This window comes from Nocardia sp. XZ_19_385, assembly GCF_015355755.1.
Classification (GTDB): domain Bacteria; phylum Actinomycetota; class Actinomycetes; order Mycobacteriales; family Mycobacteriaceae; genus Nocardia.
Genome location: NZ_JACVEE010000001.1, coordinates 1,253,463 through 1,280,122 on the forward strand (window position 1 = coordinate 1,253,463; position 26,660 = coordinate 1,280,122).

The 26,660-nt window shown below is 65.9% G+C and carries 21 protein-coding genes; 9 read left to right on the top strand and 12 right to left on the bottom strand.

What is annotated here, in order from left to right:
- The first annotated feature begins 23 nt into the window (after positions 1–23).
- The 3 genes from IBX22_RS05775 to IBX22_RS05785 all read left to right on the top strand — a co-directional run bounded on the left by IBX22_RS05775 (position 24) and on the right by IBX22_RS05785 (position 3,683).
- Positions 24–770, top strand: a complete 747-nt coding sequence (locus IBX22_RS05775) for a VOC family protein (RefSeq protein ID WP_194814320.1) — start codon at positions 24–26, stop codon at positions 768–770.
- A 233-nt stretch (positions 771–1,003) separates the two neighbouring features.
- Complete coding sequence (locus IBX22_RS05780) at positions 1,004–2,521, top strand: methyltransferase (RefSeq protein ID WP_194814321.1); 1,518 nt, start codon at positions 1,004–1,006, stop codon at positions 2,519–2,521.
- Between the two features lie 193 nt (positions 2,522–2,714).
- The gene (locus IBX22_RS05785) at positions 2,715–3,683 is read left to right on the top strand and encodes a sigma-70 family RNA polymerase sigma factor (protein ID WP_194814322.1); all 969 of its coding nucleotides are present in this window, start codon (positions 2,715–2,717) and stop codon (positions 3,681–3,683) included.
- Positions 3,684–3,807: 124 nt separating this feature from the next.
- Here the strand turns inward: IBX22_RS05785 and IBX22_RS05790 are convergent, their stop codons facing one another.
- The 3 genes from IBX22_RS05790 to IBX22_RS05800 all read right to left on the bottom strand — a co-directional run bounded on the left by IBX22_RS05790 (position 3,808) and on the right by IBX22_RS05800 (position 8,167).
- Positions 3,808–4,101 carry a DUF4333 domain-containing protein gene (locus tag IBX22_RS05790; protein ID WP_194814323.1) on the bottom strand — a complete coding sequence of 98 codons (294 nt, stop codon included), beginning with the start codon at positions 4,099–4,101 and terminating at the stop codon, positions 3,808–3,810.
- 57 nt (positions 4,102–4,158) lie between these two features.
- A complete protein-coding gene (locus IBX22_RS05795; RefSeq protein WP_194815603.1) occupies positions 4,159–6,849 on the bottom strand; it encodes a GNAT family N-acetyltransferase in 2,691 nt (896 codons plus the stop codon).
- Between the two features lie 79 nt (positions 6,850–6,928).
- Positions 6,929–8,167, bottom strand: coding sequence for an acetoin utilization protein AcuC (locus tag IBX22_RS05800; RefSeq protein ID WP_194814324.1), 1,239 nt, complete (start codon positions 8,165–8,167; stop codon positions 6,929–6,931).
- Between the two features lie 207 nt (positions 8,168–8,374).
- On the opposite strand from IBX22_RS05800, the gene IBX22_RS05805 reads away from it, so the two are divergent.
- Both IBX22_RS05805 and galE read left to right on the top strand, forming a co-directional pair.
- Complete coding sequence (locus IBX22_RS05805) at positions 8,375–9,061, top strand: metal-dependent transcriptional regulator (RefSeq protein WP_194814325.1); 687 nt, start codon at positions 8,375–8,377, stop codon at positions 9,059–9,061.
- Positions 9,062–9,064: 3 nt separating this feature from the next.
- Entirely contained in the window at positions 9,065–10,045 is a 981-nt protein-coding gene (galE, locus tag IBX22_RS05810) for a UDP-glucose 4-epimerase GalE (RefSeq protein WP_194814326.1), read from the top strand.
- Between the two features lie 5 nt (positions 10,046–10,050).
- Here the strand turns inward: galE and IBX22_RS05815 are convergent, their stop codons facing one another.
- Together IBX22_RS05815 and IBX22_RS05820 are read right to left on the bottom strand one after the other, a co-directional pair.
- Entirely contained in the window at positions 10,051–11,304 is a 1,254-nt protein-coding gene (locus IBX22_RS05815) for a DUF4192 domain-containing protein (RefSeq protein ID WP_194814327.1), read from the bottom strand.
- A gap of 274 nt (positions 11,305–11,578) precedes the next feature.
- Positions 11,579–12,286, bottom strand: coding sequence for a sensor domain-containing protein (locus IBX22_RS05820; RefSeq protein WP_309234438.1), 708 nt, complete (start codon positions 12,284–12,286; stop codon positions 11,579–11,581).
- Between the two features lie 399 nt (positions 12,287–12,685).
- Between IBX22_RS05820 and IBX22_RS05825 the strand changes: the two genes are divergently transcribed.
- The 4 genes from IBX22_RS05825 (at position 12,686) to speD (IBX22_RS05840) (ending at position 18,603) form a co-directional block, all read left to right on the top strand.
- Positions 12,686–13,621 (top strand): PAC2 family protein, encoded by a 936-nt coding sequence (locus IBX22_RS05825; protein WP_194814329.1) that lies wholly within the window; start codon positions 12,686–12,688, stop codon positions 13,619–13,621.
- A 54-nt stretch (positions 13,622–13,675) separates the two neighbouring features.
- Entirely contained in the window at positions 13,676–16,174 is a 2,499-nt protein-coding gene (locus IBX22_RS05830) for an RNA helicase (RefSeq protein ID WP_194814330.1), read from the top strand.
- 114 nt (positions 16,175–16,288) lie between these two features.
- The gene (locus tag IBX22_RS05835; protein ID WP_194814331.1) at positions 16,289–17,389 is read left to right on the top strand and encodes a type III PLP-dependent enzyme; all 1,101 of its coding nucleotides are present in this window, start codon (positions 16,289–16,291) and stop codon (positions 17,387–17,389) included.
- Between the two features lie 11 nt (positions 17,390–17,400).
- Entirely contained in the window at positions 17,401–18,603 is a 1,203-nt protein-coding gene (gene speD, locus IBX22_RS05840; protein ID WP_194815604.1) for an adenosylmethionine decarboxylase, read from the top strand.
- A gap of 57 nt (positions 18,604–18,660) precedes the next feature.
- On the opposite strand, the gene IBX22_RS05845 is transcribed toward speD (IBX22_RS05840), so the two are convergent.
- Genes IBX22_RS05845 through IBX22_RS05875 form a run of 7 tightly spaced genes read right to left on the bottom strand, consistent with a single transcriptional unit; the run spans position 18,661 to position 26,456 of the window.
- Positions 18,661–19,683, bottom strand: a complete 1,023-nt coding sequence (locus IBX22_RS05845; protein ID WP_309234439.1) for a methyltransferase — start codon at positions 19,681–19,683, stop codon at positions 18,661–18,663.
- Positions 19,680–20,981, bottom strand: coding sequence for a hypothetical protein (locus tag IBX22_RS05850; protein WP_194814332.1), 1,302 nt, complete (start codon positions 20,979–20,981; stop codon positions 19,680–19,682). Before IBX22_RS05850 ends, IBX22_RS05845 begins: the two co-directional genes overlap by 4 nt.
- The gene (gene speD, locus IBX22_RS05855; protein WP_194814333.1) at positions 20,978–21,364 is read right to left on the bottom strand and encodes an adenosylmethionine decarboxylase; all 387 of its coding nucleotides are present in this window, start codon (positions 21,362–21,364) and stop codon (positions 20,978–20,980) included. Before speD (IBX22_RS05855) ends, IBX22_RS05850 begins: the two co-directional genes overlap by 4 nt.
- Positions 21,361–22,575 carry an acetyl-CoA carboxylase biotin carboxylase subunit family protein gene (locus tag IBX22_RS05860; RefSeq protein WP_194814334.1) on the bottom strand — a complete coding sequence of 405 codons (1,215 nt, stop codon included), beginning with the start codon at positions 22,573–22,575 and terminating at the stop codon, positions 21,361–21,363. The genes speD (IBX22_RS05855) and IBX22_RS05860 overlap by 4 nt, the downstream gene beginning before the upstream one ends.
- Positions 22,562–23,797, bottom strand: coding sequence for an MFS transporter (locus IBX22_RS05865; RefSeq protein WP_228538211.1), 1,236 nt, complete (start codon positions 23,795–23,797; stop codon positions 22,562–22,564). Before IBX22_RS05865 ends, IBX22_RS05860 begins: the two co-directional genes overlap by 14 nt.
- Positions 23,794–25,227: a radical SAM protein gene (locus IBX22_RS05870; RefSeq protein ID WP_194814335.1), complete on the bottom strand. Its 1,434-nt coding sequence runs from the start codon at positions 25,225–25,227 to the stop codon at positions 23,794–23,796. Before IBX22_RS05870 ends, IBX22_RS05865 begins: the two co-directional genes overlap by 4 nt.
- Entirely contained in the window at positions 25,224–26,456 is a 1,233-nt protein-coding gene (locus IBX22_RS05875; RefSeq protein WP_194814336.1) for an ATP-grasp domain-containing protein, read from the bottom strand. Before IBX22_RS05875 ends, IBX22_RS05870 begins: the two co-directional genes overlap by 4 nt.
- Between the last annotated feature and the right edge of the window lie 204 nt (positions 26,457–26,660).

Below are 26,660 nucleotides of genomic sequence, written 5' to 3' on the forward strand. Positions count from 1 at the left end.
TCCCGCAGTACTCAGGAGACAACATGATCAGGTGGGTCTGGGCGTTCCTCGACCGTCCCGCGGCGCGTTTCGACGAGTGTGTGACCTTCTGGTCCACCATCACCGGCACCGAGCCGTCCGAACGTCGCGGCGAAGACGGCGAATTCCTCACCCTGCTCCCGGATCCCGCGCTGTTCGCCGCCGCCGGCATCAAGATGCAGGCGGTCACCGGCCTCGGCGGCGTGCACCTCGACTTCGACGTCGAGGACATCCCGTCCGCGGTGCGCTTCACCCTCGACCTGGGCGCCGAACTCGTCGCCAACCACCCCGGCTACGCCGTCCTGCGCTCCCCCGGCGGCCAGCTGTTCTGCTTCACCCCCGCCGGCCCCGCCAAGAGCCACCCGGCTCCCGCCGTCACCGCCCCCGACGGCACCTTGTCGCGCCTCGACCAGGTCTGCCTCGACATCGGGGCCTCCGACTACAGCAGCGAATCCCGTTTCTGGACCACTCTCACCGGCTGGGATCACACCGAGGCCACCCTCCCCGAATTCTCCCGCCTGCGCCCCAAAGTGCCCTTCCCCGTCCAATTCCTACTCCAGCGCCTCGGCGAGGACCGCCCCACCACCGCCCACATCGACCTGGCCTGCTCCGACATCGAGGCCACCGCCGGTTGGCACGAATCCCTCGGCGCGACCGTCGTCGAACGGCAGCCCCACTGGATCGTGATGAACGACCCCGGCGGCGCCTACTACTGCGTCACCTCACGCGACCCCAACGGCACCACAACCTAGACCCCAGGCTGATATCCCCGGCTGGGCGCCACGGGAGAATTGCTTGTCGCCTTAGCCGCGGATCTTTCGCCCTGAGCACGTTGCTACTTGCCGTCCCCCATTGCCCTCATGGGCGCAGCCAAAGATCTCTGCCAATGCTGAGGCGATGATCGCCACGCTCGGGATGGCAGTCGGGGTCGGGGACACGTGGAGCGGGTGGTGGTGCTGCGAGATCGCGGTGGCAGAGTATCCGCGTGCCTACGAACCCGACGACGACCGAATCGCTGCTGACCGCGCTGTGCCCTGATCTGCGGGCGGCCCTGACCAGGGTGCGCTATGACGCCGACACCCTGATCGAGGCGCTGGGCGTGGATGCGCATGCGGCGCTGGGGCGTTCGGAGCCGGTGCCGGTCCGGCGGGCCGCGCGGGAGCTGGGCGAGCTGGGGACATTGGTCCGGCTGTTGCTGCTCGGTGACGCGATGCCCGAACGGGAAGTCGCGGCCGCGCTGGCGCCGGTGCGGATCGATCAGGCGATCGCCGCCGGACTGCTGGCACGCGACGGCGGCGAGATTCGCGCGGCGCTGGACCTGCGGCCGCTGGACGCGGGCGCGGGCACCCGGTGGATTCTGTCGGATCTCGACGATTCGATGCAGCGGCGCACGTTGAGCGAGGAGCACGTGCTGGGTGTCGGCCACGCGTCCCTGTCGCTGTTGCGCGCCACTCCCACCCGGCCGGTCGGCACCGTGCTCGATCTCGGCACCGGCTGTGGCGTCCAGGCCGTGCACGCGGCGTCCTACGCGCAGACCGTCACCGCGACCGATGTGAACTCACGCGCCCTGTGGCTGGCGGCGGCCACGGCAGCGTTGAACGGCCTCGATATCGAACTGCTCGAAGGCTCCTGGTTCGAGCCGGTCGCGGGGCGGCGCTTCGATCAGGTCGTCGCGAACCCGCCGTTCGTGGTCGGGCCCGCGCGCGTCGAACACACCTACCGCGACTCCGGGCTCGCCCTGGACGGTGCGAGCGAACTGGTGATCTCACAGGCTTCCGATCTGCTCGCTCCCGGTGGCACCGCCGCCATGCTCGCCGCGTGGGTCCACACCGACGACGGCGACTGGCGGCAGCGCGTCTCGTCCTGGCTGCCCGCCCACGGCGTCGACGCCTGGGTGGTCCAGCGTGACGTCGCCGATCCCGCCCTTTACGTCGGAACCTGGTTGCGCGACGCCGGATTGGATCCCCGCGATCGCGCCGCACAGGCCCGCGCCGAGCAGTGGCTCGACGCGTTCCAGTCCGCCGACGTGGCAGGCATCGGCTTCGGATTCGTCTACCTGCGCGCCATCGACGGACCCACCGAACTGCTCGCCGAGGACCTCACCCACGGTTTCGAGGACCCGCTGGGCGACGAGGCCACCAAGTACTTCGAGCGCTCGGCCTGGCTGCGCGCCGCCGCGGCGGACAACGACCTGGCCTGGAATGCCCGGTTCATCGTCGACCCCGCGACCGCGCTGGAGCGGGTCTACCTGCCCGGCGAAGAAGGCTGGAATCAGCGGGTGGCGCGCCTGCATCGCGGCGACGGTCCGCGCTGGCAGCACGAGGTGGACGAGTCGACGATCTCCCTGGTCGCGGGAATGCGTGCCGACGGTTTGCCGTTGTACGAACTGATCGAACTGCTGGCGCTGGCCCACGGCTGCGATGAAGTGTCACCGGAGTTCGCGGGCGACGCGCTTTCTGTGGTGGCCGGCCTGATGCGTCACGGATTGGTGCGGCCCGTATAGCCATTCGGCCACGGGCAGGCGTCGGCGGCGGGATCAGAAGACGGGTGTTCCGAACGCGGATCCTTCTCAGGAACTTCTCAGTCGCAAGTCGGTAAAACCGCAGCTCAGAACGGTTTACCAAAGGCTGAAACGGGAACTTTCTCTATGTCGGGTCCGTTGTTCGGGATGAGACACCACCGACAGGAGGCAAGTCATGACCAGCCCCGCCACCACTCGTGTGCGCCCCAGCGATTCCGACCTCGACGCCCAGAGCCCCGCCGCCGACTTGGTACGCGTGTACCTCAACGGTATCGGCCGGACGGCCCTGCTCACGGCCGCTGACGAGGTCGAGCTGGCCAAGCGCATCGAGGCGGGCCTCTATGCGCAGCATTTACTGGAGACCGGCAAACGTCTGTCGGCCACCCGTAAGCGCGATCTGGCCATCATCGTGCGCGAAGGCCAAGGCGCCCGCTCGCATCTGCTCGAAGCCAACCTGCGCCTCGTGGTCTCGCTCGCCAAGCGCTACACCGGCCGCGGCATGCCGCTACTGGATCTGATCCAGGAAGGCAACCTCGGACTCATCCGCGCGATGGAGAAGTTCGACTACGCCAAGGGATTCAAGTTCTCCACCTACGCCACCTGGTGGATCCGTCAGGCCATCACCCGTGGCATGGCCGATCAGAGCCGCACGATCCGCCTACCAGTCCATCTGGTGGAGCAGGTCAACAAGCTGGCTCGGATCAAGCGTGAACTGCACCAGCAGCTGGGTCGCGAGGCCACCGACGAAGAGCTCGCCAACGAGTCCGGCATCGCGGTCGAGAAGATCTCCGATCTGCTCGACCACTCCCGCGACCCGGTGAGCCTGGATATGCCGGTCGGCAACGACGAAGAGGCTCCGCTGGGCGATTTCATCGAGGATTCCGAGGCCACCTCGGCCGAATCCGCGGTGATCGCCGGCCTGCTGCACCACGACGTGCGCAGCGTGCTCGCCACCCTCGACGAACGCGAACAACAGGTTATCCGCCTGCGCTTCGGCCTGGACGACGGCCAGCCGCGCACCCTGGACCAGATCGGCAAGCTGTTCGGTCTGTCCCGCGAGCGTGTGCGTCAGATCGAACGCGAAGTCATGTCCAAGCTGCGCAAGGGCGAGCGGGCCGATCGCCTGCGCGCCTACGCCAGCTGACCCACCCCCAGCTGCCCCGGCAGCACCAACTCGGGTACCCCGCAGCGGGGTACCTCGAAGCGCCGACCGGTGCCCGCGCGTCCTGTCCCCTCCGGGTTCGCGCGAACCGGTCGGCCTGTTTTTATCAGGCCTGGTCTACCTCGACCTCGTATTCGACCTTCTGGTCGATCACGGCGGTGACCTTCACGGTCAGGCCGAGCTGAGTTCCTTCCGTGGTCAAGGTGCACCGCATCGTGGTGCCTACGTTGCCTTTCAAGTCGCCCGGGCAGTCGACGGAGTCCGGTTTCCGGCCGACCTTCTCGGACAAGGTTTGCTGTACCGACTTCTCCAGGTCGGCTTCCTCGATCGTCGGGGTGTAGGTGCATCCGGCAACAAGGAGAAGGAGCACGGGTACAGCGGTGACAAGTGTGGCTTTCATACCCGGACGGTAGGTATCGGCGCTTGGCAGCTGCTTGGTGTCGGCTTGTGTTGCGCGTCAGGCCAATCGGCGGGGGCCGATGTCGAAGCGGCTCGGCTCGGGGCCGATTCGGGCTCGGGCGTAGAGGATGGCGGCGGAGGTGGGTGAGGCCAGGACCGGGTCGCAGGTGAGTTCGCGGATTTCTGGGTGGTCGTCGAACATGGCCGAGACGCGTTGGGCCAGTTCGGCGAGGGCGGCCTTGTCGACTCGGGGGCTGGCGGGGGTACCGGACAGGAGCGGGGCGGCGCGGGGGGCGTCGATGAGGGCGGTGGCCTCGGCGGCGGTCAGTGGGAGGGCGCGGTAGGCGCGATCGCCGAGGAGTTCGATGATCATGCCGGAAAGCCCGAATTCGATGACCGAGCCGAAAGACGGGTCGTCCTGGACGCGCAGGACGCAGCCGACGCCGGGGGTGGCCATCTTCTGGATATGCACGGCTGGGTCGCCGCACAGATCGACCAGGTGGGTGTAGGCCTGGCGGACGGCCTCCGGTCGCCACAGGTCCAAGCGGACGCCGCTGAGGTCGGGGCGGCGGCGCCACATTTCGCCGGTCGCCTTGGCCGCGACCGGGTAGCCGAGTTCTTCGGCGGCGGCGACGGCTTCGTCGGCGGTGCGGACCTCCCGGAATTCGACGACGCGAATGCCGTAGCAGTCCAGCAGTTCCACTGCTTCCAGGTCGCTCAGCCAGCGGCCGTCACCGGCGCTCGACCAGTCGGCGATCAGCCGGCGCGCGCGTTCGGTGTCGATGCCCTCGGGGCGCACCACCGTCGATACCGGTGTGGTGCGCCAGTGCGCGTACCGCTGCACCCGGGCCAGGGCCCGCGCGGCACGTTCGGGGTCCGGATAGGACGGGATCGAGCCGCGGGCCGCTGTGCCGCCGGCGCCCCGCATCGCCAGCAGGTTCGGAATCCCTTGTTCGGCAATGAATGTGGTGAGGATGGGCTTGCCGGAGTCGGGAACCGCCAGCGCGGCTTCGCGGATGGCATCGGCGAAGCCGGCCATCGGCAGCGGCACCGGCGGGGCGAAAATCACGATGACCGAGTCGATTTCGTCCGAGCGCAAGGCTGCGACGACGGCGTCCAGGTAGGCGCCGGGTGTTGATTCCGGGCCCAGATCCACCGGCTCGCCGACCGGAAGGTCGTCCACCGCACGCTCGGTCGGGCGCGGCTGCCGCACGCCCGGGACCGGAATCGCCGCGGGCCGGCGCACTTCCAGGCCCTCGCCGTGGGCCGCGTCGACAGCCAGCCAGTTCAGGGCGGCGCTGTTGCCGATCACCGCGACCCGCCGACCGGCGGGCAGCGGCTGATAACCGAGCAGAGCGGCGCAGTCGAACAGCTCCGAAATCGAGTCGACCTGAACGATGCCCGCCTGCGCGAACAGATCCCGCACGATCGAGCGATCCATATCGCCGCTCGGCTGCGTCCGCGCGGCCAACCGGCCACTGCTCACCGCGACAATCGGTTTGGTGCGCGCCACCCGCCGCGCGATCCGGGAGAACTTGCGCGGATTACCGAAACTCTCCAAATACAGCAGGATCACCTCGGTGGCGGGATCGGTATCCCAGTACTGCAGCAGGTCGTTGCCGGACACGTCGGCACGATTACCGGCCGATACGAAGGTGGACAGGCCCAGGTTGCGTCCCGCCGCCTCACCGAGAATCGCCGCGCCCAAAGGCCCGGATTGACAGAAGAATCCGATCCGCCCACGCCCGGGCAGCACCGAGGCCAGGGTGGCGTTCATCGACACCGCGGCATCGGTATTGGCGATGCCGAGCGCGCTCGGTCCGACCACCCGCATGCCGTGCCCGCGCGCGGCCGCGACCAGCGCCCGTTCCGCGGCGACACCGTCGGCGCCGGTCTCAGCGAATCCGGCGGTCAGCACCACCAAACCCTTGACGCCCTTGGCCATACAGTCGTCGAGCACCGAATCGATCGCCGTGGCGGGCACCGCGACCACCGCCAGATCGACCTCGTCCGGAATGTCGCGCACCGTCGGGTAGGCCCGCACACCGCGCACCGACTGCCGGTTCGGATTCACCGGGAACACCGGGCCCTGGAAGCCACCGGACAGCAGATTCGCCAGCGCCACCCCGCCGACCCGGGCGCCGACCGTGGCCCCGATGACGGCCACCGAGCGCGGCGCGAGCAGATTGCCGACGCTGCGCGCCTCCGAGGCGCGTTCCCGGGAATCACGCACCGAGACAAGCGCTTCGGTGGGATCGATGGCGAATTCCAGGTGCAGCACCGACCCGTCGCGACTGCGCTCGACCTGATAGCCCGCATCACGGAACACCGTGACCATCGCCGAGTTCTCGGCGAGCACCTCGGCGACGAAGGTCTCGATCTTGTTCTCGGCGGCGGCCCCGGCCAGGTGTTCCAGCAGGATCGAGCCGAGCCCACGGCCCTGATGCTCGTCCGCGACCACGAACGCGACCTCCGCCGCGCGCGGACCGGACCGATCGAGCAGTTCGTAGCGCCCCACCCCGATGATCGCCTCGCCCAGCTCGACGACCAGCCCGACCCGGTCGTGGTAATCGAGGTGGGTGGTGCGGTACAGGTCCTTGGGCGAAATGCGCGGGTAGGGCCCGAAGTAGCGCAGGTATCGGGTGCGGTCGGACAGCGCGGCGTGGAACTCCTGCATCCGCTCCGCGTCGTCGGGTGTGACGGGACGCAGCCGCACCACGCCACCGTCGGCGGCGAGCACGTCGGCCATCCAGTGCTGCGGTGGCGGCGGCGGTTCCGCCGGTGTGTCGGATGTGTCTTTGAATGTTTCAGCCGGAAGGGGCGTCGGATCAGTCACGGGGGTCCTCCGGATCCAGGCCGAGCAACCCGAAAGTCGCCCGGCGCGTGGCCAATACGGCCGTATCGACGGCACGCTGGGCGCGGTCCAGGTGCGCGTCTCCAGTCTCCCCCGTGCCACCCGGTCCGTCCCACGGCGAGTATGTGACATCGCCCCCATCGCCCATGGTGCTCGGCGGTTCGGCGGCGGGCGCTTCGGCGCGGACCTTCGCTATCCAGTCCTGCGGAATCGCGGTTTCCGGGGCGATCTCCCGGTCCAGTGCGGCGGCCAGCAGATGCGTCCAGGACCGTGGCACCACCCGGACCAGGCCGTATCCGCCGCCGCCGACCGCAAGCCACCGGCCTTCGGCGTAGCGGTCGGCCAGTTCCCGCATGGCCAGGAACGCCGCCCGCTGGCCGTCGACGGTGAGTTCCAGATCCGCCAGTGGATCCTCGCGATGGGTGTCGACGCCGCACTGGCTGACCACGATCTGCGGGCGGAATGCGGCGAGCGCACCGGGCGCCACCGCGTGGAACCCACGCAGCCACTGGGCATCCCGGGTGCCGGGCAGCATCGCGAGATTGAGCGCGGTGCCCTCGGCGGCGCCCATCCCGCTCTCCTCCGGCCACCCGGTGTTCGGCCACAGTGTCGCCGGATGCTGGTGGATGGAGAAGGTGAGCACGCGCGGGTCGCCGTAGAAGGCGCGCTGCACGCCGTCGCCGTGGTGCACATCCACATCCAGGTAGGCGATGCGGTCGAATCCGTGGTCGAGCAACCACGAAATGGCTATCGCGGCATCGTTGTAGATACAGAAGCCCGAGGCCGCGTCGGGCATCGCGTGGTGCATGCCGCCGCCGATGCTGACCGCGCGCCTGGTCCGGCCCTCGGCGATCGCCTGGGCCGCGGCCAGCGTGCCGCCCACGATCACCGACGCCGCCTGGTGCATCCGCGGAAAGACCGGATTGTCCGGCGAGCCGAGCCCGTGCGGCGGCGCGAGCGGCGCGCCCGGCGGTTGCACCGCATGTTCCACCGCCTCGATATACGCCGCGGTGTGCACGCGCAGCAGATCCCCGGGGGCGGCGGGCGTCGGTCGCACCGGCTCGACACCTTCGAGCAATCCCAGACTTTCGGCCAATGCCATGGTGAACTTCAGGCGCGCCGGTTTCATGGGGTGCTCCGGCGTCCAGGCGTAGTCCAGGAACTTCTCGGTCCAGACAACGGTTCCCGATGCCCGAGTGACGGGTGTGGCCATATTTGCCACGGTACTTGGGAAGCTGTGCCGCCCGCGCGACGTTCCTATGCAGTAGAAAGAGAGCAAGTGCGAACACGGCCAGACGCCGTGCGCCGAAGTCGATTCCCACAAGTCCGGCATCGCATCGTGGGCGCGCCACACCAGGTGACGCGGCCACGGTGCGGCTGCCGCGCGTGGGTAGAATTCGTGCCGACGAAGGGGTAACAGGTGAAGGATCTTGTCGACACCACGGAGATGTACCTCCGTACCATTTACGACCTCGAGGAGGAGGGCGTGGTGCCCCTGCGCGCCCGCATCGCCGAGCGCCTCGAGCAGAGTGGTCCGACGGTGAGCCAGACTGTCGCGCGGATGGAGCGCGACGGTTTGCTGCTGGTCGCCGGTGACCGCCATCTCGAACTGACCGATAAGGGCCGCGGCATGGCCATCGCGGTGATGCGCAAGCATCGCCTGGCCGAGCGGCTGCTCGTCGACATCATCGGCCTGGACTGGCAGAACGTGCACGCCGAGGCCTGTCGCTGGGAGCACGTGATGAGCGAGGAGGTGGAGCGGCGCCTGGTCGAGGTGCTCAACCACCCGACCACCTCGCCCTACGGCAACCCGATCCCGGGCCTCGACGAACTGGGCATCACCGCTCCCCCGGCTGCGGAGGAGACGCTGGTGCGCCTGTCGGATCTGCCGCACGGCCAAGGCCATGCGGTGGTGGTGCGCCGGCTCGCCGAGCACATCCAGACCGATCCGGAGGTCATCAGCCAGCTCCGCGAGGCCGGTGTGGTGCCGGACGCGCGCGTCACGGTCGAGACCAAGCCGGGCTCGGTGGTCATCACGGTGCCCGGGCATGCCGGGTTCGAGTTGTCCGACGAGATGGCCCATGCCGTCCAGGTGAAGCTGGTCTGACCGGTGAAACTTCTGGTAACCGGCGGAGCCGGATACGTGGGTGGCGTCTGCGCGCAGGTGCTGCTCGAAGCAGGCCATGACGTTGTCATCGTCGACGATCTGAGCACCGGCAACGCCGATGGCGTGCCGTCGGAGGCCCGGTTCGTCGAGGGTGACATCGCCGAGGCCGGCGCGCAGCTGCTGCGGGCCGAATCCTTCGACGGTGTCCTGCATTTCGCGGCGCAGTCGCTGGTCGGCGAGTCGGTGCAGAAGCCGGAGAAGTACTGGCACGGCAACGTCGTGAAGACGCTGCAGCTGCTGGAGGCGATGCGCGAGACCGGCACCCGCCGGTTGGTGTTCTCCTCCACGGCCGCGGTGTACGGCGAGCCCGAGCAGGTGCCGATCACCGAGGACGCGCCGGCCAAGCCGACGAATCCCTACGGCGCCTCCAAGCTGGCCATCGATCACGCCATCACCTCCTACGCCATCGCGCACGGGCTGGCCGCGACCAGCCTGCGCTATTTCAATGTCGCCGGCGCCTACGGCGGGCTCGGCGAGAACCGCGTGGTGGAAACCCATCTGATTCCGCTGGTGTTGCAGGTCGCGCTCGGCCATCGGGAGTCCATCGCGGTGTTCGGCACCGACTGGCCCACCCACGACGGCTCCGCGGTCCGCGATTACATCCACATCCGCGATCTCGCCCAGGCGCACCTGCTGGCACTGGGCTCCGCCGAGCCCGGCTCGCACCGCATCTACAACCTGGGCAGCGGCACCGGTTTCTCGGTGCGCGAGGTGATCTCGGCCTGCGAACGCGTCACCGGGCTGCCGATCGCGGCCGTGGACGCACCCCGCCGAGCCGGAGACCCGGCGGTGCTCATCGCCTCCAGCGAGCGTGCCGTCGCCGACCTCGGTTGGCGTCCGGAGCACAACGATCTCGACGAAATCGTCGCTGACGCTTGGAAGTTCACCCAGTCGCTGGGCGCGCGGGCGCACAGCGCCAAGTAAGGGCTTCATCGGATCAGCGGTCCGAGATCGATACCGAGGTCGGCGGCCATCTCGTGACCGCTGCGTCCGACGCGGCGCAGCGGTCCCGGCCGCATCCCTGAGCGCAATCCGGACTCCAGGAGTCCTGCCATGCTGTGGAACGGGTCGGCTGCCAGCGCCACGTCCAGGGCCATCCCCGCGAACGGCCCGTCGCCGCGCACGTAGGCGCCGTATCCGAGCAGCGTCGCGGCATCAGCGCGATCCGGGCCCGGCAGTGCCCGGACCATCCGGACCCACAACCGTTCCGCCGCCGCGGCGTGATCGGTGTAGGCCAGCGCGTACAGCGTCCCGCGCACCACCGGTTCTCGCAGTGCGCCAACCAGTTCCGCGATTTCGGGTGGTTCGGGCAGCGCACCGGATGCGGTGTGCGCGATCTGCCACAACACGTTCTCCAGCAGGCTGCGGTGATAGCCGTCGAGTTCTCCGTGCCGCATGGCGCGGACATAACGGTCCCGGGCGCGTTCGAACGCGCCGTCGAGGTGGGCGGCCACGCGCTCGCACAGCTCTGGGTCCGGCGCGAGCACGGCGGTCAGCTCCGCGCGCGAGGCGTGAATCGGCCGCCCGTCGAGGACGCTCGCCAGCGCCACCGACGACTTCGCGGGATCGGGCAGTACGCCCCCGCCCGGCCCGCCCAGCAGCGGCCACCAGTGCTCGCCGACGTCGATCGCCGGCACCCCCCACGCACCCGCCAGCATCACCTCGTGCGTGGCCAGGCGTTTGTCGAGCGCGGCGACCAGCGCGGTATGCAACGCGGCCCGCGCAACCCGGCGCGGGTGTGCTTCGGGCGGCCCGGGTGCGGCGGCCCGGTCATCGACGACGACGGCCAGGACCTCGTCGGCCTGTTCGGCGGCGCAGATATGGGACAGGCACTGCGCGATCCGCGCCGCCATCCCGCGCCGGCCGCCGGGCGGTTCCAGATCGAACCTCGCGACAGCATCGATCACGGGGCTCATGCCCGGTGGCATCCCCGCCCGCAGCACGGCGACTACCAGCGAGCGCTCCGGAACGAATCCGAGCATCGGCGGCATCGCCACGATCAACTCACCAGGGTCGTCGATCCGCAGCGGCGATCGCGCCCAGTTCCCGCCGCGATAGAACGGAGTCGGATCGGAGCAATTCGCCAGCGGCGGCCGGATCCGGCGCCGCGGAAGCCCGCTGGCGCAGTAGGGGTTCGGGGCACTGTGCCCGAGGGTGGTGGGGAGTTCGGCTGAAGTGGTCATGGGCCGAGCATGCGCCTGCGGGTCGCGGCGACGGTCCCAGCGACCTGGGCTTTCGGTTGACCTGGGGATAGGTCGAAATCTGGGGATAGGTAGCCCCCGTGCCATTGCGGCGGCCGGGACTTGTCGGTAACCCCTGATATAACCGTGGTGCGCCCTCTGCGACCGTAGACACGTCCGATTACGCGCACGACCGCCACGCGGCGGCACCGCCTGGATCCTGCTCCCCGAATTCCACTGAACCACTGGTGTTTCCACACCTTGTCGTGCGGGCCGATCAGCCCCTCTGGACCTGCTGCACCGTTGTCGTGAACAGTTGATCCAGCGCCGCGGTATCAGCTTTCGACGAGGCCTCGAAAGTCATGTAGGTGACCGTGATTCGCACATCCCCGACCTGCCCGAGCAGCGTCTGCATCGACTGGGTCAGCCCGACCCCGCCCAGATCGGGAATCACAGTGCGGCGCAAGGCGATCGAGTCGTCGGCATCGATCGGCGGCGCCGGGTCGAGTTGCGTTGCCACCGTGGTGATCGCCCCACCCTGATTGACTCGGATCTCGCCGCATCGCGTGAGCTGCTCGCGCAGGGCAGACAGTGGTTGCCGGGTCCGTGCCAACTGGACTGTGACAGTGGCCCGGGCCTCCCCGTCCGTGCCGATGGCGATCGCGGTCTGATCAGGTCCGAAGCGCTGTTCAGGCGGCTCACAGCCCGTCGGATGGACCACGGCACCGTGGGCGATCCCGGCCAGATCACCGGCGGCCTGAGCGGCAGCCTCGGGTGGGAGCACCACCACCGAATACCGGGCGGGAAATTGCGCTTGGGTGGGCAGCAGATCCTCGAGCCCGGCGGCCACATGCGCCTGCACGGTCTTCGCCTCGCCCGCGACCGGATGCCCGGGCACGGTGGCCCCGCAACCGGTGAGCAGCAGCACACCGCCCACCGAGGCGGCTCCCAGCCACCCTGCGCGTGACGACTCCGGCACACTCACCCGGCCCACTGTGCCAAACTCCCCACACCCGCCGACGTTGCCACGCCGACTCGTGACCGAGGCGACAACAGGCCCGATCTCGGCCGGATCACCGATCCACGCTTGAACCGGTCCCCGATCGGGAACCCCCTCATTCAAAGATCCGATTCCCCGCCCAGGGGACGCTGTGGTGCAGCTTGCACACCGCCAATTGCGTGACGCGGGAATGCCGCAGGCGAATTCGCTGTTGCCTCGACGTACGGGTCGGTGTCCACTACCGTGCGCGGTGCTTGTCACCGGCATGGGGGACAATGGACATGGTTGATCGCACCGCGCAGTGCAACAACGGGTAACGCGAGGACACCGACGTCCGAGCTACTCGGAAAGCCGGAAAGCGGACCGCGCAGGAAGGAGTACGCGATGGAGCACGAGTCGCGAATGTACGAACTGGAGTTCCCCGCTCCGCAGCTGTCGTCCGACGACGGCGCGGGTCCCGTTCTTGTGCACGGGCTGGAGGGTTTCACCGACGCCGGGCATGCGGTGCGGCTGGCCACCACGCATCTGCGCGAGAGCTTGGAGAGCGAGCTGGTTGCCTCCTTCGACGTCGACGAGTTGCTCGATTACCGCTCGCGTCGTCCGCTGATGACGTTCAAGACCGATCATTTCAGCGAGTACGCCGAGCCCGAGCTCAACCTGTGGGCGGTCAAGGACACCGACGGCACCCCGTTCCTGCTGCTGGCCGGTATCGAACCGGATCTGCGCTGGGAGAAGTTCACCACCGCGGTGCGCCTGCTCGCCGAACAGCTGGGCGTGCGCCGCAGCATCGGCCTGTCCGCGATCCCGATGGCGATTCCGCACACCCGCCCGCTGGGTGTCACCGCGCATTCCTCGGATCGTTCGCTGATCAGCGATCATCAGCGCTGGCCGGGCGAGTTACAGGTGCCGGGCAGCGCATCCTCGCTGCTCGAATACCGAATGGCGCAGCACGGGCACGAGTCGGTCGGGTTCTCCGTCCACGTCCCGCACTACCTGGCGCAGACCGCCTACCCCGAGGCCGCGCAGACGCTGCTGGAGAACGTCGCCGACAACGCCGGCTTGGCGCTTCCGCTGGCCGCGCTCGACGAGGCGGCCGCGCGGGTGCGTGATCAGGTCAACGAGCACGTCTCGGGCAACTCCGAGGTCGAGACCGTGGTGAACGCCCTGGAGCGGCAGTACGACAGTTTCGTTTCCGCGCAGGAACAGCAGACGTCGCTGCTGGCCAGCGACGAGGAACTGCCCAGCGGTGACGAGCTGGGCGCGGAGTTCGAAAAGTTCCTCGCCGAGCAGGGCGGCTACGACGGAGACAGCTCCAAGTAAGTTCGATCCGTCCCTGATCGGGCCACCCGGTGGGTGGCCCGTAGGGTGGAACGAGTGGATCTGACCGAACTGCTCGAGATACCGGGGACCGACGCCGACGCCCTCTACGAATCGTTCGCCATCTGGGCGGACGAACAGGGCACCCCGCTCTATCCCGCGCAGGACGAGGCGATCATGGAGTTGGCCTCGGGGTCCAACGTCATCCTGGCCACGCCAACGGGTTCCGGTAAGTCTCTCGTCGCCGTCGGCGCGCATCTGTTCGCGCTGACCCGCGGGCTGCGCACCTACTACACGGCCCCGATCAAAGCGCTGGTCAGTGAGAAGTTCTTCGCCCTGTGCGACGTGTTCGGCGCGGACAAGGTCGGCATGGTCACCGGCGACGCCGCCGTCAACGCCGACGCCCCCATCATCTGCGCCACGGCCGAGATCCTGGCCAATCTGGCGCTGCGCGAAGGCGCGGCCGCCGAGGTCGGTCAGGTCGTGATGGACGAGTTCCACTTCTACTCCGACCCCGATCGAGGCTGGGCCTGGCAGGTCCCGCTGATCGAGCTGCCGAACGCCCAATTCCTGCTCATGTCGGCGACTTTGGGCGAGGTCGACTTCTTCGCCGAGGACCTGGAGCGCCGCACCGGCAACCCGACGGCGATCGTGGCGGGCACCGAACGCCCTGTGCCGCTGAGCTTTTCCTACGCTCGCACCCCCATCACCGAGACCCTGGAAGATCTGGTCACCACCAACCAGTCCCCGGTGTATGTCGTGCACTTCACCCAGGCCGCAGCCCTGGAACGCGCTCAGGCGCTGACCAGCGTGAACTTCTCCTCCCGCGCCGAAAAAGACGCGATCGCAGCAGCTTTGGGCGACTTCCGTTTCGCCTCCGGTTTCGGCAAGACCCTCTCGCGGCTGATCCGGCACGGCATCGGTGTGCACCACGCGGGCATGCTGCCGAAGTACCGCCGCCTGGTGGAACGCCTCGCCCAGGAGGGCCTGCTCAAAGTCGTCTGCGGCACAGACACTCTCGGCGTCGGCATCAACGTCCCGATCCGCACCGTGCTGCTGACCGGCCTGACCAAATACGACGGCGTCCGGACCCGCCGCCTCAAGGCCCGCGAGTTCCATCAGATCTCCGGGCGCGCGGGCCGCGCCGGCTACGACACCATGGGCACGGTCGTGGTGCAGGCTCCCGAGCACGAGGTGGAGAACACCAAACGCATGGCGAAGGCGGGCAACGACCCCGTCAAACAGAAACGTGTGCAGCGGACGAAACCGCCCGCCGGGTTCGTGTCCTGGAGCGAGGAAACCTTCGACCGCCTCGTCGCCGCGCAGCCGGAGCCGATGGTGTCGCGGTTCAATGTCACCAACGCCATGCTGCTCAACGTGATCGCCCGGCCCGGCAACTGTTTCGACGCGATGCGGCATCTGCTGGAGGACAACCACGAGCCGCGCCCGGCCCAGCGCAAGCACATTCTGCGCGCCATCCGTCTCTATCGCGCGCTGCGTGACGCCGGGGTCGTACAGCAACTTCCCGAACCCGACGCGCAAGGCCGCCGCGCCCGCCTCACCGTCGACCTGCAACGTGATTTCGCTCTCGACCAGCCGCTGTCCCCGTTCGCGCTGGCCGCTTTCGACCTCCTGGACAAGGAGTCACCCACCTACACCCTCGATGTGATTTCGCTCATCGAATCGACGCTCGAGGATCCGCGTCAGCTGCTGATGGCGCAGCAGCACAAAGCACGCGGCGTGGCGATCAACGAGATGAAGTCCGACGGCATCGAATACGACGAGCGCATGGAGCTGCTCGAAGAGGTCACCTGGCCGAAACCGCTGGCCGAGCTGATCGATCCGGCCTACGAGACCTATCGCGCGGGCCACCCGTGGATCTCGGAGTTCGCGCCGTCGCCGAAATCGGTGGTGCGCGACATGATCGACCGTTCGATGACCTTCGCCGAACTCATCTCGCACTACGAGCTGGCTCGCTCCGAAGGCGTCGTGCTGCGCTACCTCGCCGACGCCTACCGCGCGCTGCGCCGCACCGTGCCGGATTCGGCCCGCACCGAGGAGCTCGACGACATCACCGAGTGGCTCGGAGAGCTTATCCGCCAAGTGGATTCGAGTTTGCTCGACGAGTGGGAGCAGCTGACCAACCCGGGTGCGGAGACCGACGCGACCCAGGTCGCCTTCGGCGCGGAGTCGATCCGCCCGATCACCGCCAACGAACGCGCCTTCCGCGTGATGGTCCGCAACGCGATGTTCCGCCGCGTCGAACTGGCCGCGCTGCGCCGCTGGTACGACCTGGAAGCGCTGGGCACCGGACCGGACTGGGAAGCCGACTTCGCGCCGTATTTCGACGAGTACGAACGCATCGGCATCGGCCCCGACGCCCGCGGCCCGCAGCTGTTCCAGATCGAAGTCCGCCCTGGCTTCTGGCATGTCAGGCAGACCCTCGACGACCCTGCCGGAGACCACGGCTGGGCCTTGGAAGCGGTAGTCGATCTGGCCGAGTCCGACGCCGCCGGCGAAGTGGTGTTCGACGAGGTCACGGTTGCGGCGGGCTGACCGGCGTCCGGTTAGTTTTTCCGGGCCCACCTTGTGTAGTGTCGCGGACTGTTGCCTTCTCCTCGGCCCCTGTGCCCGATCGAAAAGAGTTCCCTTAGATTGGCCGATCGAAACGTGCTCGAGTCACCCCGTCTGGTTATCGAGCTGAACCGGGTCCGCGCGAATTATCGCGCCTTGCGAGCCGCCTTACCCGCGGCGCGAATTCGCTTCGCCGTCAAGGCGAGTCCGGTGCCGGAGATCATCCGGCTCCTGAACGACGAGGGCGCCGAGTTCGACGTCGCCAGCATCGGCGAGATCGAGCTCTGCCTCGCGCAACAGGTCGATCCGGCGGTCATGTGTTACGGCAACCCGATCAAGAAGTCCGCTGACATCGCGCGCGCTTACGCGCTCGGCGTGCGCCGCTACGCCTTCGACACCGAGGACGACCTGCTGCGCATCGCCGATCACGCGCCGGGAACCGAGGTCGAATGCCGCTTCCTGGCCTCGACGCCGGCCTCCATCACCCCGTTCGGCACCAAGTTCGGCTGTACGCCGGGCGAGGCGCTGCGGCTGCTGGTGCGGGCCCGCGACCTCGGCCTGATCGTCGCGGGGCCCTACTTCCATGTCGGCTCGCAGCAAACCGATCCCCGCGCCTGGCGGATCGGCATCGAGCAGGCCGGGACCATCTCGAAGGCGTTGGCGGACAAGGACATCGAAGTCCGATCGGTGAATATCGGTGGCGGACTTCCGATTTCGTACGCCACCGCAGCCCCTGAACTCGGCGAGATCGCGACTGTGGTGAACACCGCGGTCGCCGAGTTCCTGCCCGCCGGCGCCGGCGTCGTGGTCGAGCCCGGCCGCGCCCTGGTCGGCAACGCGGGCATCATCCATGCCGAGGTCATCGGCATTCGCATCGCGCCGGATGGCCGGCGCTGGGTGTATCTCGACATCGGCCGATACAACGGAATGGCCGAGACAGAGAACGAGTACATCGCCTACCGATTCGTCACCGAACGCGACGGAGACCCCGTCGACGAGGCGGTAGTAGCCGGTCCGACCTGTGACGGCGACGATGTGCTGTACCAACGCACGAAGGTCTTACTCCCGACCTCGTTGCGTGCCGGTGATCGTATCCAGATCCTCGATACCGGCGCCTATACCGCGAGTTACTCGTCGGTGTCCTTCAATGGTTTTCCGCCCCTGACCGTGCACGTCTCGGGCGCTGAGCGAGAGTGAGTTTGCCAACTATGACGGCGGATTTCACCGGCTGGCATGTGCTGGCCGAGTTCGGTGGTGTCGACACAGCACTGTGCGACGATCTCGAACGACTCGAATCGGCGTTGACAGAGTCTCTGATCGCGGCGGGCGTCACCATCTGCGAAGTCGTACGCAAGCAGTTCGATCCGCAGGGGGTGACCGTCCTCGCGCTGTTGTCGGAGTCTCACGCCTCGATTCACACTTATCCGGAGTCCGGCGACATTTTCGTCGACGTCTTCACCTGCGGCAGCATCGGTGCGGGCGCGACGAAGGCCGTCGAGCTACTACGAGACAAGCTCGAGCCCAAAGATGTTCGGATGCAGGTCATCCAGCGCGGGCACGGCGCCGAGAAGATTCGCGAGCCGGTCGGCGAAGGCCTGACCCGGATCTGGGATCTCAACGAGGTCATCGTCGACACCCATACGCCTTACCAGCACATGGTGATCGCCAAGACCGACCAGGGCGTCAGCTTGTTCTCCGACGAGGATCGCCAATCCACCGAGTTCTCTCAGCTCACCTACCACGAGGCAATGCTCGTGCCCGGGTATGTGCTGGCCGAGAAGCTGGAAAAGGTCCTGATCATCGGTTCCGGTGAAGGTGTCGCCTCGCAGCTGTCGTCGGCGGCGGGCGCGTCGCTGGTCGATCACGTCGACATCGATCAGCTCGAGGTCGAGCTGTGTGCCAAGCATCTGCCCTACGGCTACACCGAGACCGATCTGGCCGCGGCGGTCGCCCACGAGGGCCCGATCAAGATGCATTACGCCGACGGCTGGGACTTCCTGGCCAACGCCGAGGCTGCAGGCACGCAGTACGACATGATCGTCATCGATCTGCCAGACGAACGGGTCGAGGACGCGCAACACAACCGCCTCTACGAGGATGAGTTCCTGAAGCGCTGCAAGTCGCTGCTGGCCGACGGTGGCGTGCTCGCCGCCCAGGCCGGCTGTCAGACCATGTGGCGCAACGAAACTCTGAAACGTTCTTGGGATCGGTTCCGCGGGTTGTTCGACACGATGGTGCCCTACGCCAGCGATGAGCACGAGTGGACGTTCCTGTTCGGTGTCGCCAAGCCGATCGCGGATCCGGTCGCGCAGATGACAGAACGTTTGGCGACGCTGCCGTATCGTCCGGAGACCATCGACGCGCGGGCACTGCTGCGCGGATCGATCGAACCGTACGCACTGCGTAAGTAAGAACCGCTTCTCAGGGCCCGTGCGGGAAATCCGTGCGGGCCCTGATCCCCGGTGGAGTCACTTGCGCGATCGGTGCGCACACATCACAGACGACCGTGGGCCCGGCGTAATGGATTCGAGCTGGAGACCGGCAGCCGCCAACAAGCCCTCCCACTGAGGCAGCGTCCGCTCCTGGCCACCCAGCAGCACCAGCATATGCAGGTCGAGCAGGGCCGCAGCGCTGGAACCTGCATTACCTGTCAGCACCTGTTCAACAATTAGGACCCGAGCGTCGGACTGCATCGCATCACGGCAATTCCCTAGGATGCGTACGGCGTCGTCGTCGGGCCAGTCGTGGAGAATTTGCGACAGAATGTACGCGTCAGCGCCAGCAGGGATTTCACTGAAAAAATCTCCCCCGGCCACGCTAGATCGGTCGGAAACGCCGGCCTCCGCCAGCACTGGATCTGCGGCGCGCGCCACATGCGGTAGATCGAACACCGTCCCGGTCAGATGCGGATGAAGCGTGAGAAGTCGACCCAGCAGGGTGCCGTTGCCGCCCCCTACATCTACCACCGAGCCGACACTCGACCAGTCGCAAGACAAGAGCGGAAGCAACCGCAACTCGGCAAGTTGGGCTTGACCCTGGTCGAAGTTGCGTGCTGCGTCCGGATGATCGGAGAGCCAATCGAAATATGGCCGCCCGTGTATGTAAGGAAACGCGGCCTTCCCGGTGCGCAGCGAGTGACTCGCCCCCTCCCAGACGCCATATGCTTCGCCACTCATCAACTCGACGAGATGGTGCAGAGAGCCCGGCTCATCGGTGCGTAGCAGGCTGCCGAGTCGGGTAAGGGCGAAGGTGTCCGTTTCGACTTCGACGAACAAGTCCTCGCCAGCAAGCACACGCAGGAACCGGCGCAGAGCCCCAGGGTGCGCGTTGACCGCTTCAGCGAGTGCGTCGACGGGTTTCGGACCGTCTGCGAGACGGTCTGGAACGCCAAGCCTACATACGGCGGAAATCGCTTGCGAGACAATATGGGCCATGATTTTCGTGCGAAGCCGCTCGTTGTGCTCGGTATCGATATGGCCGTTGCCGGTCACTGTAGTTCCCGTATCTCTAACGCCGGAAACAGCGGGGTTGCTGCTGCGGCCTGCAGGTAGGCGGCTCCAGATGTGCCGCCGGTGCCCGGTACCTCGCCGATGATCCGCAAGGTGATGCCCCAGTGGCTACGCTTCATTCTCCGCCATGATTCATCTAGTCGCCGCAGCTCTGAGGCGAGCCGGTCAGCATCTGGGCAAGTCCGGTTGCTCAAGTAGACGTCCTGCAAGGTCGGCCCATTCCAGGGAACGTCAGGGACATCCTTCCCCGCCAGCAATTGCCGGGGCGCGCAGGCGCTCTCGATCTGGCGGTAAGAACGGGATTGCACCGCACTGCGGCCACTGGTGTAGCCGCGGATCACTGCAAACACGCTGGGTGGCATGGTGCCGAGCACGCGGAACAAGGCCGGCAGCACCGTGAGCCGTTCAGAGGCAGCGGCAATCACGTCGGCGCCGTAGCCGATTTTGCCCGCCACAACGGCATCCCGCGCTTCGCGGACCGCCAGGGCAATCTGCTCATACAGCGCCTCGAAAATCTGTATACATCGGATGAACATGAACTCGTCGTGCAGACGAGTGACCGGTAGTACCGAGCGCCTCACCGCCTGTGCTACCACCGGAGACACCTGCTCTCCGATTGCTTTTACCGCTCGCTCGGCCGCCTCCGCCAGCAGGACCAGCGGCTCCTCGGCAGCGGCCAGCGCCGAAGTCAGGTCGGTAGCGGCTGTTGGATCGATCGGGTATCCGGGTGCGAGATCATTGGCTCGGGCCAACAGGCGGGCAGCGCTGCGCAGGCGGGCGTGTGCCGCTGGGTTTGCCCCGCCAACGATGGCCGCTTCTGCTTCGGTGCGCACTAGTTCGGCCAGCACGGCGACGGTCACCTCGTCGGTACCGGCACGAACAGAGTTCAGGCCCCGGCCAGCAGGGCTTGCGATGCCGATTCCTACGGCGGTCTGGTGAACCCCCAAGCCGGCGTAGGTAGCGTAGCCACCGTCGACTTGGTCGCAGGTCATCGGCAGCCAGGCGGCGAGGTGTACGTCTTGTCTCCGGACGGGGATGGCGTCAAGACGAGCAATCAGGTTGGGCTCCGCTCGGATCCGACCCACTGCATGGAAATGGGCGATTACGGCCCCGTAAGGGAATCGAACGGGGCTCGATTCCCAGGCTTCCAGGGCCGACTGCGCAGCGGAGCCGGAGCGCTGCGCGCTCGTCGCGTCTACGGCCGCAATACTGGATCCGCCCACGCCCACACGATGTCGGACGAAAGCCGCCTCCGCGTTCTGCACTTCCTCGGTGATCATGCGGCCCGCTCCGCGGCTAGCACGCGAACCGGCTGACCCCGGCTGATCACACTGGTGCGATGTTCGCAAGGCCCGAGGGCCTCGAGAAGCACGTCCACGATACGTTGCGGAACGCAACGCGTACCGCAAGTGAAGGCATCAAGAAACAGTGCCCCCCGCTCAGGGTAGGTGTGTACGGAGACGTGCGACTCGGACAGGACATACACGGCAGTCACCCCACCCGACACGAACTCTTTGCTCTGGAACCCGCACAGCTCCGCGCCAGATGCCTCGATGCCGCAGCGGATCGCCTCGAGGATCAAGCTGTTGTCATTGACCCGATCGGCAGTAATACCCGTGACATCACACAACACATGTGTGCCCGTAAACGTGTACTCGGTCATGCAGACCACCTCAAAGCCTTCTCCGCCCACTGGGCGCACGCATGTAATGCGGATTCCACCGCTACCGCATCGGCACCGCGCACGACGAATGATGCGACGGTGTCTGTCGAAGCGGTCGCCGCGCTGTAGCCGCGGGGGAACTTGTCGGGCTGGTTGTGCTGAAGTACGGAGTCGGGCAGCGGAGTGGCCACGATCTCGTCCAAGGTGCCTTCCCGTGGCGGGACGAGCAGGAACCCGTAGCGCTCCGGTCCACGGGCGAAGCGAGCACCACCATCGCGGAGGCCGGCTTGGTCCCGGAACCAGAGTTCGACGGGATTGACTCCCGTGGTAAGACCGAGCGTCTCGTAAATATGGCCTCCGCCGAGGCGCGCCGCGATCTCGCAGAAGTACAGGTCCTGGGTGTCTTCGTGGATGAATACCTCGAGATGAAAAGGGGTGAGATCGGTTTCCGGAAAGAGCGCAACGGTCCGCCGGGCAAAGTCCGTCAATCCCTGGGCCAGAGGATCGTGATCGTCGAGTTGGACGCTGCCCAGGCTCACACCATCAGCGAAGGACAGACATGAATTGACGTAGCGAGACGGAACGGAAAGAAGTACCTCACCTCCTTGCATAAATCCGTCAACGTGGCAGACAATGCCCGGCAGATACTCCTCCAACAGCAGATCTTTCATTGCATATCCGCTCAGTTGTGCGGCGAGCTCCGCACCCTCGTGCACCACGGCGACGCCTCGAGATCCGTAGCTGAGACGAGGTTTCACCACAACCGGCCAGCCGATGCGCTCCGCAAACGCTTCCGCGTCTGCGGCGTTGGAGGGAGCAAGGAACTCGGGCGTAGCAACGCCCTTGGCTGCGGCAATCTTCATCCTGTACTTGTCCCGATAAACGAGCGCGGCTGCCTCCGACAATCCGCTGACCCCATAACGGTCGCGTATTCGGGCAAGGCGAAGGATGTCGTCTTCGGTCCCGTAAACGATGCGAGACACCGCTTGTTCGGAACAAATTCGGTCGAGGTGGGTCACCACCTCATCGGAAGACGAGTAGTCGGAAACCGATATCAGGCCACCGAACTGGCCGGAGTACCCCTGTTCGACTTCTCGGCTAGTGATGAGCACAACTTGTTCAGCCACGTCGGACAGCCATTCGCGGAGCGGAGTTACGTGGGCGGGAAGACGGTGCGCCACCAGGATCGCCCCGGATTCAGACGTCGGCATCAGCGGCCTCCTCTTTCTTTTCACTACGCGCCGTAGCGATGGCCGGTCCCTTGGACACCAGCAGGGGTACACAGATGAAGATGGCGAGGGCCATCACCACGAAGTACACCGATTCCTGGGCCAGCAGCAAACCACCGATAAAGGGTCCAGCGAAGAACCCGAGATAGCGGCACTCGGATAGACCGAAGTAGGTACCTTTCCGGTCGTCTGTCGCGATCTCGTGGATCGCAATGTCTGGCAAGGGAAGTAGCACTCCTTCCCCGAGGGTCCAGAACACGATGCCGATGTAGAGCATCACCAGCCCCTGTGTGGAAGCCGCCATGAAGCAGGCAAACGACAACGCGAAACCCGCACAGCCGATAAGTATCAGCAGATTGTGTGACACCTTTCTGGACAGCCAGTCGATCGGGACTTGAAAGGCCAGCGCCAACACGGCATTGGTGATGAACAATCCTGCAAAGTAGCCGACCGCCTCCTGGCCCCACTCGCCCTTTATATACAGCGGGATCATCGATTCGAGCTGCGAGAATACTAGGAAGATCGCGAATCCAGCTGCGATCGCTGCGAGCAGTTTGCGGTCACGGACAGCAGCACGGAGCGGAAAGTGGGTACCCGCCTCCATGCCGGAGCTTTCCTGGAATGACAACTGTTTGCGGAAAACGAGCACTAGGACGAAGTAGCCGGCATAGAAGAGGGCTGGTACGGCAAAGAACGCCGTCACGCTCACGTTGTACAGAACACCACCAATCGCTGGCCCGATGATCGCCCCAAAACACAAGACCATATAGCGGACACGGAAGATTCTGCCGTCGTCGCCTGCCGCCAACGACAACAGCTTTTTCCCGCCAGGCTCGACAAAGAGCCGGGCGGCTCCCAATCCCAGCAGAAGGGCGACGATCACAGAGGTCTCGCGCGCAACTGTGAGGCTGACGTAGATGCCGGTGTACGCGACCAAACCCAAGGACATCATCGGCACTGCGCCGAAGCGGTCGACGAGAACCCCGCCGAGCACCCCGCCGACCGAGCCGATGAGCGCGATCCCTCCGACCACGGCACCGATTGCTGCGTTGGACAGAGGTGTATGGGTAGCTAGATAGATCGAGGCGAACGGCATTGCCGCGAAGAACGCGATGGCGTTGAGCAGCGATCCGGCAGTGAGCAGTGCCTGTAGGCCGTCCAGGTGCCACAGCGGCTTGGAAGTATTGGGCGCGGGCTGACTCAACGGAGCGATCCCATCGTCAGCAGCGGCAGCATGCGGTCGTCGCCGTCGGTGAGGCCCTTTGTGCGACGCTTCAGCGCAGTGAACTCGTCGAGCACCTTCTGATCCGAGAAAGGTGACAGAAAGTACATCATGTTGACGTACCAAATCCAGCCCAGCTCAGTGATCCGATACTCGGCGTGGTCTTCCTCCAGCATTCCCTCCGAAACCAGCTGACCGAGCTTGTCGATGAGCTCGGCGGGGATCTGCTCCCAGGAAATGCGGCTTTTGTCCAGCCAGCCGAAATACGGTAGATGAAGAACGATTCCTCTTTCGTACGGGATGCCGTCACCGACACTGAGGTTGATCTTTACCTCATTGTTCTCCAGGAGATTTTTCACGTAGGTGGTCCGATTATCGTCGTTCATCACCGTGAAATTCGCGATCTGCGATATGGCGCTGTTACCCAGACCAATAAGCTCATCGTCGTGGTGCGACCAAGTGTGGGCGTTGTAGAGATTCACGTAGTCGCGCGAGATGAAGTGCGGACCGGGCTTGTGGCCATCGGGTAGCCGCAGGAAGCCATGTCCGTTGTGCTGCTGGAATCCGGAGGCACGCAGATACTGATTCAAGTAGATGGTCATCGCCATCTTGTCGATAAAGCTCAGTGGCGCGAGTCCGCGCCGGGCGTAGGAGTGGTGCAGCGGAACCTGGGTGACGACATTGCTGATCGGGTACAGCTCCATCGTCGCGGTGCCCATCCCAGTCGCGTACTCGATGTCCCGGGAAAACTGCTCGAACGTTTGGCCATGCATCCCGTAGATCATGTCGAAGCTGGTGAAATCGAAGTACCGTGCGAACATTTCGGCCGCAGCGTGTTCCTGTTCGATCGTCGCGGTGATATTGAAGAGCTCGCGGTACAGCGGGTCGAAGCTCTGCAGACCGAAGCGCGCCTTGTTGACACCAATGTCGCGCATCGCGGTGCACTTTTCCTCAGTAACGCTCTTGACCTCAGCTTCGAAGGTGAACTCCTGGAGCTCAGAGAGGTCGAAATGATCGTGGATCGCCCTGCCGATGCGGGTGATCTGGTTCGCGGATAGTGTCGTCGGAGTACCGCCGCCGAAAAAGATCGCTCGGATCGGCACCGAAGTTGCTGCGGCGTACTTGCCCTTGAGGGCAATCTCCTTGAGTAGGGCTTGGACGTATGCCTCGATCTGCTCGTCTCCGCTGCTGCCCAGGCCTCGGTTGAGCGTGCAGAATGTACAGATGGTGTCGCAGAACGGGATGTGGAAATAGAGAGCCCGGGAACGTACGCCACTGGTTCGGATCCCAGAGTGGAACTCATGGTGCGTGACCGTGTCCAGCTCCTGGCCCTTCATCGGGTAGAGCCAGTTGTAGAAAGGAAGCTGACGGTCGAACTTCATCAGGGTTCTTCCAGGCAGAAAATTGATCACTTCAGTTCCAATCGCACGCTGTTGCGGACAGTTCGGAGCAGGGCGTCGACCTCGGCGGTGTCCTGTCCGTGGACTAGCACGAACGCGGTCAGCGACTCGTGGTCGCGAGTCAAGGGAACGAAGTCTCCGGGAGCGACGCACGGATAGACGGCATCCACTCCCGGCAAACGGAGGACTTCGTCCAGGCCGGCCAGCTCAGCCAAGATGCCGGGTCGATCGTCGTTACGCAGGCAACAGATCGCCAGTGCTGCGTCGAACCCCAAGTCGCGCGTCAGTAGGCCGGTTTCCTCGCCGAGGTACGCGGCGAGAGTGTCATCGTATGGACGGATAGCGCTGTGGCGCTCCCAGTGATCGGTCGTGTGGGAACCAGGCAGGCGACTAGCCACTTCGATGAGGCAGGGTCCCGAAGCGTCTATCTTGATTTCTGTATGACTGGGACCCAGCCTGACCTGGAAGGCATCCAACACTTCCATGACGAAGTTCTCAGCGGTTGCCCAGTCCGGATCCTCTAGTCGTAGCTGAACGAGGTCCCAATACGGCTGGTCGTAATCAGCTCCAGTGGGCTGTCGGTATTCCCACATGTCCAGGACCCGATGCTTGCCGTCCTGGCTGAACGCGTTGACGGCCAGTTCCCTGCCGCCGACGTAGCGCTCGACAAGCCACTCCGAGTTGGCGCCGCCGAACAGGTCTTGGCTGGGAAGGTCGGGCACCGAGTCCGCGTCCGGGAGGATCTGTATGCCGTGCGAGCCAGCGCCCCGTTGCGGCTTGACGATTGCCGGGAACCCGATTCGCGCCGCTGCGATTCCAACATCGTCCAGCCCGACCAGCTCGAACGCCGGAATACGCAGGCCGCGCTCGAATGCCAGACGTCGCATAGCCGCCTTACATCGGCGGGCCGATGCAGTGGCCCTGGGATTGCTTGGTACACCGAGCAATTCCCCGAGCTCGTCCCCGACCTCGACCGAGGGCTCGGTGGTCGGCACGACGGCGCGAATCAATCCAGGCACCTTCGCAATCGCCTGAATGGCATCGGCGGCATGAATCACGTGATGGTCGCCGCCGCGGTAATCACGGTCAAAGGAGCTGAGCAGTTCCTCGTCGAGCGTGTATAGGGAGATCGTTGGCAGGCCGCGCCGCCGGCAGGCCTCTTTGAACGCATGCCCAGTCATGACCGGATCGACCAGGACGACATCGCCGCCGGCGTCGGAACCGAGGAGCGTGTCCTGCACCTTCGGAGTTGCGCCCGGCTCGGGCACCCTCTCAGGCGCAGCAGAAAATAAACCGTTTTGCATTGGGTCCCCCCCAAAAATGTTGGCCCCCAGGGCCATTGGTTCGTTGAACAACCTTGATCATGTACTGCGGCCGAAGATTCCGCAACAGTTGAATTTCATATTCCGGCCGCATACCGTACATCGCCATACGTTGCCTGGGCG